The following is a 7,044-nucleotide window of genomic DNA, read 5'->3' on the forward strand; positions in this document are numbered from 1 at the left end:
GTTAATATGAAAAGAAGTATAGTTTATTTAATTGCATGTACCTCAATGATTTTTGTTGGGTGTAACGAGGACTTCCTAGATCCAGTGAGAAACACAAATGTGATCACGAGTGCGGAATTAGTGGAATACTCAGACCAAAACCCTGCTTTAATTGAGGGTACATTAGATGGAATTGCAAGTTTCATGATACAAGATCGTGGTATTACAACGCAACACTACGATATTGGGCAAAAAGGTGTAGATATCTGGATGGACATGTTGTCTGGAGATATGGCCTTAGCTACAAGTTCTTATGGATGGTATAACGGTTCTGCCAATTTGGTTGCAACTGTAGATTTTACCGCTACTGAGAATAAAATTGTTTGGGATTACTACTATAAGATCGTTAACTTATCTAATAGTGTAATTATGTCATCGGGTGGTAATGACGCACAACCTGAAACGGATGGAGCTCGTCGTATTTTAGGCCAGGCAAAAGCTTCTAGAGCTTATGCTTATTTCTACTTAACTCAATTGTTTCAGAGAGAGTATGATCCAGCACAACCTATTTTACCATATTACGATAGTGAAGTTGCTGAAACTGCTAAAGTGCCTGCATCTCAAATTTATGATCTAATCATAAGTGATTTAACAGATGCTATTTCTTTATTAGATGGATATACACGTTCTAATAAGAGTCAAATAGATAAATCAGTAGCTCAAGGTCTTTTAGCTTATACTTATGCGGCTAAAGGTGATTATGCTAACGCTAAGGTACAAGCTGATGCAGTAATAGCTAGTGGTTACCCATTAACTACAACTGGTCAACTTGCATACCCAGGAGCTGGTTCAGGTTTCAATGATATCAATTCTGGATCTTGGATGTGGGGATTTGATTTAACTGAAGATTTAGGACATCAATTAATTGATTGGTGGGGACAAATCGATTACTTTACGTATAGCTATGCTTGGGCAGGTGATGCTAAGTCTATTGATAACCTTTTGTTTAGCCAAATTCCTGATAATGATATAAGAAAAACACAATTTGGTACGACTCCAAATGCGGACTTAATGCCAATTAATAAGTTTTTCGACCCAGCTAGAACTGCAGGTTTACAATATATTATTACAACAGACCTTATTTTCATGAGAGTTGAGGAGTTTTACTTACTAAGTGCAGAAGCTGCAGCTAAAACTGGTGATGAAGCTGGTGCTAAAGCTACATTAGTTGAGTTGTTAACGAACCGTTTAGGCGCGTCTGAGGCTGCTGCATATGTGGCACCACTTTCAGGAAATCAGTTAAGAAATGCTATTTATTTACAAACAAGGATTGAAATGTGGGGTGAAGGTAAATCATACTTAGCTATGAAGAGAAACCAAGCTACTGTTCAAAGAGGTTCTAATCACGTATTCCGTGCAGGTGAGTCGTTTGCTTCTAATTCAGATGAATTGTCTTTCCAGATTCCACAATCTGAAATTGATAACAATCCTAATATTAATAGCCAAAACTAAAACCAACGAATTATTATGAGAAAATATTTTAAATATCTTGCTGTCTTTACAGCAGTCATCATGTTTAACTGTGAGGCAGATGATGAAACAAAACTTAGCAATTATGTTGGTTTTGAAATAAGTCCATTGTATGTAGAGATTCCAAAGAACTCTAGTAGTACTATGGAAATAACATTCGCATCAAGTGAGAAAGCGTCTAGTGAAAGAACATATTCGATTTACGTAGATGAATCTTCTACTCTTGGAACTGAATATGTGGTGCCGAGCACAGTGACTATTCCAGCAAATTCAAATGTAGGAACATTTACCATTTCAGTATCTGATGATGACTCTTTAGCATTCTTTGATCAAACTTTAGTAATTTCATTTCAAGATGAAGTTGGACTAGATGTTAGTGATAGTATCGTTATCACTGCAACAGAGTTATGTGAAGAGACGTTGATTAATCTAAATCTAGTGTTTGATGATTACGCAGATGAAGCGATTTGGAGAATCTATGATATGGATGCTACACCACCTGCTATTTTGTATACAGGAGGTGCTGATGCAGAATATGATGGATTAGAATCATACGACATTCGCTTCTGCTTAGAGCCAGGAAATTATGGTATTGTTGTATATGACCTTTATGGTGATGGTGGTACTGATTATACTATCACAACAGGAGATGATGTAATTTCTTCAGGATCTGTTCCAGATATTGGAAGTGGATATCCTGCTGTATCTAATATTTCTGCTGAATTTACAATAGAATAGTATTAAAATGTCATTCAAATTAAAGCCATCGTATTTTTATACGATGGCTTTTTTATTAAAAAACACCTTATGAATTCAATCAATTTTGATGTATATTGCAACAAAATTATACTTATATTAATATGAAACACTCCTACTTAATCTTGATAGCGTTGACTTTAATGCTTAATCAGAGTTATGGGCAGAGCCCTGAAAAGGCCAACATGTCTAAAGAGAATATAGAATTATTAAGACAATTAGACAGGCAAGAACAAGCTCGTTTGGCAAGAGTTCAGGCTTATTTAAAGAAAAATCCAAAAACAATAACTAGTAAAAAAGACGGAATAAATTTTACTCAAATCTATGATATTGTAGATGGCGTAGTCTTATATAGATCTACAAATAATTTGAATGCAGGAAGAGCAACTAAGACATCTCATTTACAAGTTGGTGGGGATTTAGAATTAGATTTAGATGGAACAGGAATGACAGTTGGTGTTTGGGACGGAGGACCAGCTGACCTAAACCATCCAGAATTTCAAAATTCAGATAATTCTGGATCTCGTATAAATGTCGTTGATTTCGCTATGTCAGATGATGATCCTGGCGAATTTAGTGGTCATGCTACTCACGTCTCTGGAACTATAGCGGCTAAAGGAGTATTTGCTGAGGCTAAAGGAATGGCAACGAATATTAATGTAAATTCATACAATTGGACTAACGATTATGCCGAAATGATTTCTGCAGCCAATGCAACTATTGATCCAATTGTACTTTCCAATCACTCTTATGGTGTACCTGTATCATCTGGGGGCGAAACGATACCAGCTTGGTACATGGGAGCATACACACAAGATGCAAGAAATATTGATCAAATATCAAAGAATAACCCTAAATATTTAATTGTTGCATCCGCAGGAAATTCAGGTACCACTATATACACTGGAGGTATGTATTCCGGTTATGATAAACTTACTACTGATAAAAACGCTAAGAACAACCTAGTAATTGCAAATGCTAGTCCTGTTTTATCTCCATTTATATATGACTTAGAAGCAGTGAATATAAACACAGGTAGTAGTCAAGGGCCTACTGATGATTTAAGAATAAAACCTGATATCGCAGCTGATGGAACAAATGTTAAGTCATCAGTACCTGGAGGTGGATATGCCGAATTTTCTGGTACTTCAATGTCAGCGCCTAATACTACAGGAACTTTAGCTTTATTGCAACAATATTATAAACAGTTACATGGCGAATATATGAATTCTTCAACTTTACGTGGACTAGTATGTCATACTTCAGTTGATGATTATGCCACACCAGGACCAGACCCTAAATTTGGTTGGGGATTTTTAGATGCGAGAGCATCAGCAGAGACTATTTTAGACGCTCAAAATAATACAGCGTTATTAGATGAGTTAAATTTAGCTCAAGGTGAGACCTACACTATGACTTTTACGGCTCAAGAAGGGGATAAATTAAAAGCAACTATAGCCTGGACAGATATGCCAGGAATAATATCTAATGGAACTTTAAATGATCCTACTCCAAGATTGGTAAATGATTTGGATTTAAGATTAACTAAAGATGGCAACACATATTTCCCTTGGAAGCTGGATTACTCTGCATCTTCAGGATTTTCTAACTCGAAAGGAGATAATACTGTCGATAACATTGAAATAGTGGAAATAGAGGCACCTTCTTCAGGCGTATACACTTTAACAGTAAGTCATAAAGGAACATTAAAGGGTAATGCTGGCGATCCTTTAGATCCATTTTTTCCTCAAACTCAAGATTTCTCGTTAATAGTAACAGGAAATAATATCACTCTAAGTACTCAAGACAATCTATTGTCTAATAGTTTAGTCGTTTATCCAAATCCTAATAAAGGAGAATTCACTATTAGTTTTGATTCAAGCGTAAACAACAGCAATGATATCAAAGTAGATATTTATGATGTGAGTGGACGTTTAGTTTATAAAAATGTATTTGTAAATGATTCAGCGCAATTCAATAAAACTATAAATTTAAATGGTGTTGCTAGTGGAATATATGTTGCCAACATATCTCAAGGTAATAACACGTCAACACAAAAAATTATTATCGAATAAATACGATTAGTATTAATATTTTATAAAAAGACCAACAATTTATTCTGTTGGTCTTTTTTGTTAAGTAAATTGTAATTCATTATTCATAAACAATAATTTATAGTTTACTTTGTTTGAAATTGAAAAAACTTAAATGCATAAAAAATATTTCTATATATTATTTCTCTGCTTTATTACATTTAGTGTAACAGCACAAAGAAAATTAGTTGGAGGTGTAGGCGGTGGAAACAGATTAGATACTTCCGTAACAAAAAGGGCAGGTGGTTTTAATAAACTGGCAACTATTGATATGTATAGACAATTTAATAGCGAGTCTGATTCTATTCAAGTAGATACAACGATTTCTATTAAAAAAGATTACAAATTCAACTATCTACAACGAGATAATTTTGGATTAATGCCATTTGCTAATATCGGGCAAACTTATAATACCCTTAGTTTTAATCCAGCAGACCAAGAAACAGCCCCATTATTTGGAGCAAGAGCCCGACATTATAACTATCTCGAACATGAGGATATAAGATTTTATGAAGTGGCTACTCCATGGACACGACTAACCTATAAGACTGCATTTGAACAAGGGCAGCTATTAGATGCGTTTTTTACGGTTAACCTTTCTAAAGAATTTAATTTTGCTATTGCTTATAAGGGTTTAAGATCTTTAGGAAATTATCAAAATGCTTTAACAAGTACTGGTAACTTTCGTTTTATAACCAATTATAAAACAAAGAACGAAAAATATCACGCCAAGGCATATATAGTTATGCAAGATTTACTAAATCAAGAAAATGGCGGAATAAAAACAGAAGATCTTGAAAATTTCACTTCTGGTAATAAAGAGTTTATTGATAGATCTGTTTTCGATCCTAATTTTGAAAATGCCGAAAATATCCTAGAAGGTAAACGTTTTCATATTGAGCAGTCGTACGCTATTTTAAAAAGAAAAGACTCTCTCTCTCATAACGGCATTTCCGTATATAACGTTATTGACTTTGAAGATAAATATTATCAGTATAATCAAAAAGGAGCCATTACCACATACTTTGGAGATGCCTTTAATAATACTATTAATGATAAGGTGACCTTAGAAAAGTTTAAAACTGCGGTTGGAATCAACTATGCGAATAACATTTTAGGTGATATTAAGTTTGCCGTTAATTATACTAATCTCAATTATGGTTATAATAGTGTAGCCATATTGCAGTCACAAGTTATACCTAATAGAATTAAATCCAATTATTTCGGTATCGAAGGTGCCTATGCTAAAACCTATAAAGGTTTCAATATACAAGCAAATGGAGGTTTAAATTTATCTGATTCTTTCGTCGGTAGTTTTTTAGATGGGACCATTAACTTAAAACTGAATGAAGATATTGCGTTTGAAGGGGGGATTAGCATAAATTCTAGGTTAGCTAATTATAACTACTTACTCTATCAGAGCGACTATATTAATTACAACTGGTATAATTTTGACAATTTTAAAAATGTAAATACACAACAGTTAAAATTTAGCATGCAGTCTGAAAAGTATTTAACTGCCGAATTAGACATTTCAAATATCGACAATTATACTTACTTTAATTTAGAAGAGATTACGGAAGATAACCCTATAAGACAAATTTCTCCAAAACAATTTAATAAGCCCCTTCAATATTTAAGATTAAAACTACAAAAGGAATTTAGAGTGGGGAGTTTTGCCTTAGACAATACTATATTATATCAAAATGTGGTTAGTGACGAAAATGTTTTAAATGTTCCTGATTTCATTACTAGAAACACACTGTATTATACAGGGGAGTTGTTCAAAAAATCCATGACCCTCCAGACGGGTGTGACCTTAAATTATTTCACAGCCTATAATATGAATGGTTACGACCCGTTATTGGCAGAGTTTTATACCCAAAATGAAACAAAATTAGGTGGCTTTCCTAGATTAGACTTTTTTGTAAATGCAAAGGTGAGACAAACACGAATATTTTTAAAAGCAGAACACTTCAATTCATCTTTCACAGGCTACGATTATTTTTCAGCACCCAACCATCCATTTAGAGATTTTACTATTCGCTTTGGTCTAGTATGGGATTTCTTTTTGTAAAACTCATTTGGGCGTTTCTCTTTTGCTTTTTAATGAGCAAAAGAGCCGCGCTATCCGCTATATCTTTTTTGGACTATACTATTTAGGTGTAGTTTTTACTTCGAGAATTACTCCTTATATATATAGGTATATAAATGGAAGTGATATTGATCCAAAAAAGGATGCCACTTCTATCGCTAACACGAGTATTTGCTAACGACCTTTCTGTAATGCGATGCTATGGACTGTTTGTTGGAGTAGGGATGCTTATAAAAAGACCGAGAGTTAACTACACAATAACTTAATGATTCTTTATATATAGGTGTTGGTTTAGTACACTCCATAGTTTTTATACTGCTCCTTCATATTATATAGTAGGGGTTATCCCTTATTATGATAGGTATGATCCATAGGAATGGAGGCATAAGACTAGATAAAGACTAGAGATCATTATATATAGGTAGAATCAAAACAGCATGCTTCAAAAAAAGCACCATGTATTTCTATGGTTTCAAGGGATTTAAAAAAAATAACAAAATAAATTATAAAAAGGTGTTGTGGGATTAAAAAAGGGTTCTATATTTGCACCCCGAAACAAAGACAAGGTGTCGCGTTTCAGACGTTCATTTC

General features: G+C 33.9%; 4 protein-coding genes. All 4 read left to right on the plus strand.

The annotated features are described in order from the left end of the window. Positions 1-6: 6 nt before the first annotated feature. The 4 genes from DFQ11_RS10890 to DFQ11_RS10905 all read left to right on the plus strand — a co-directional run bounded on the left by DFQ11_RS10890 (position 7) and on the right by DFQ11_RS10905 (position 6,435). Complete coding sequence (locus tag DFQ11_RS10890) at positions 7-1,491, plus strand: RagB/SusD family nutrient uptake outer membrane protein (protein WP_110475911.1); 1,485 nt, start codon at positions 7-9, stop codon at positions 1,489-1,491. Positions 1,492-1,506: 15 nt separating this feature from the next. Next, positions 1,507-2,247: a hypothetical protein gene (locus DFQ11_RS10895; RefSeq protein ID WP_146221529.1), complete on the plus strand. Its 741-nt coding sequence runs from the start codon at positions 1,507-1,509 to the stop codon at positions 2,245-2,247. A gap of 122 nt (positions 2,248-2,369) precedes the next feature. Beyond that, complete coding sequence (locus tag DFQ11_RS10900) at positions 2,370-4,340, plus strand: S8 family serine peptidase (protein WP_110475913.1); 1,971 nt, start codon at positions 2,370-2,372, stop codon at positions 4,338-4,340. A 133-nt stretch (positions 4,341-4,473) separates the two neighbouring features. After that, positions 4,474-6,435, plus strand: coding sequence for a putative porin (locus tag DFQ11_RS10905; protein WP_110475914.1), 1,962 nt, complete (start codon positions 4,474-4,476; stop codon positions 6,433-6,435). Positions 6,436-7,044: the final 609 nt, after the last annotated feature.

Source organism: Winogradskyella epiphytica, assembly GCF_003217215.1.
Classification (GTDB): Bacteria; Bacteroidota; Bacteroidia; order Flavobacteriales; family Flavobacteriaceae; genus Winogradskyella; species Winogradskyella epiphytica.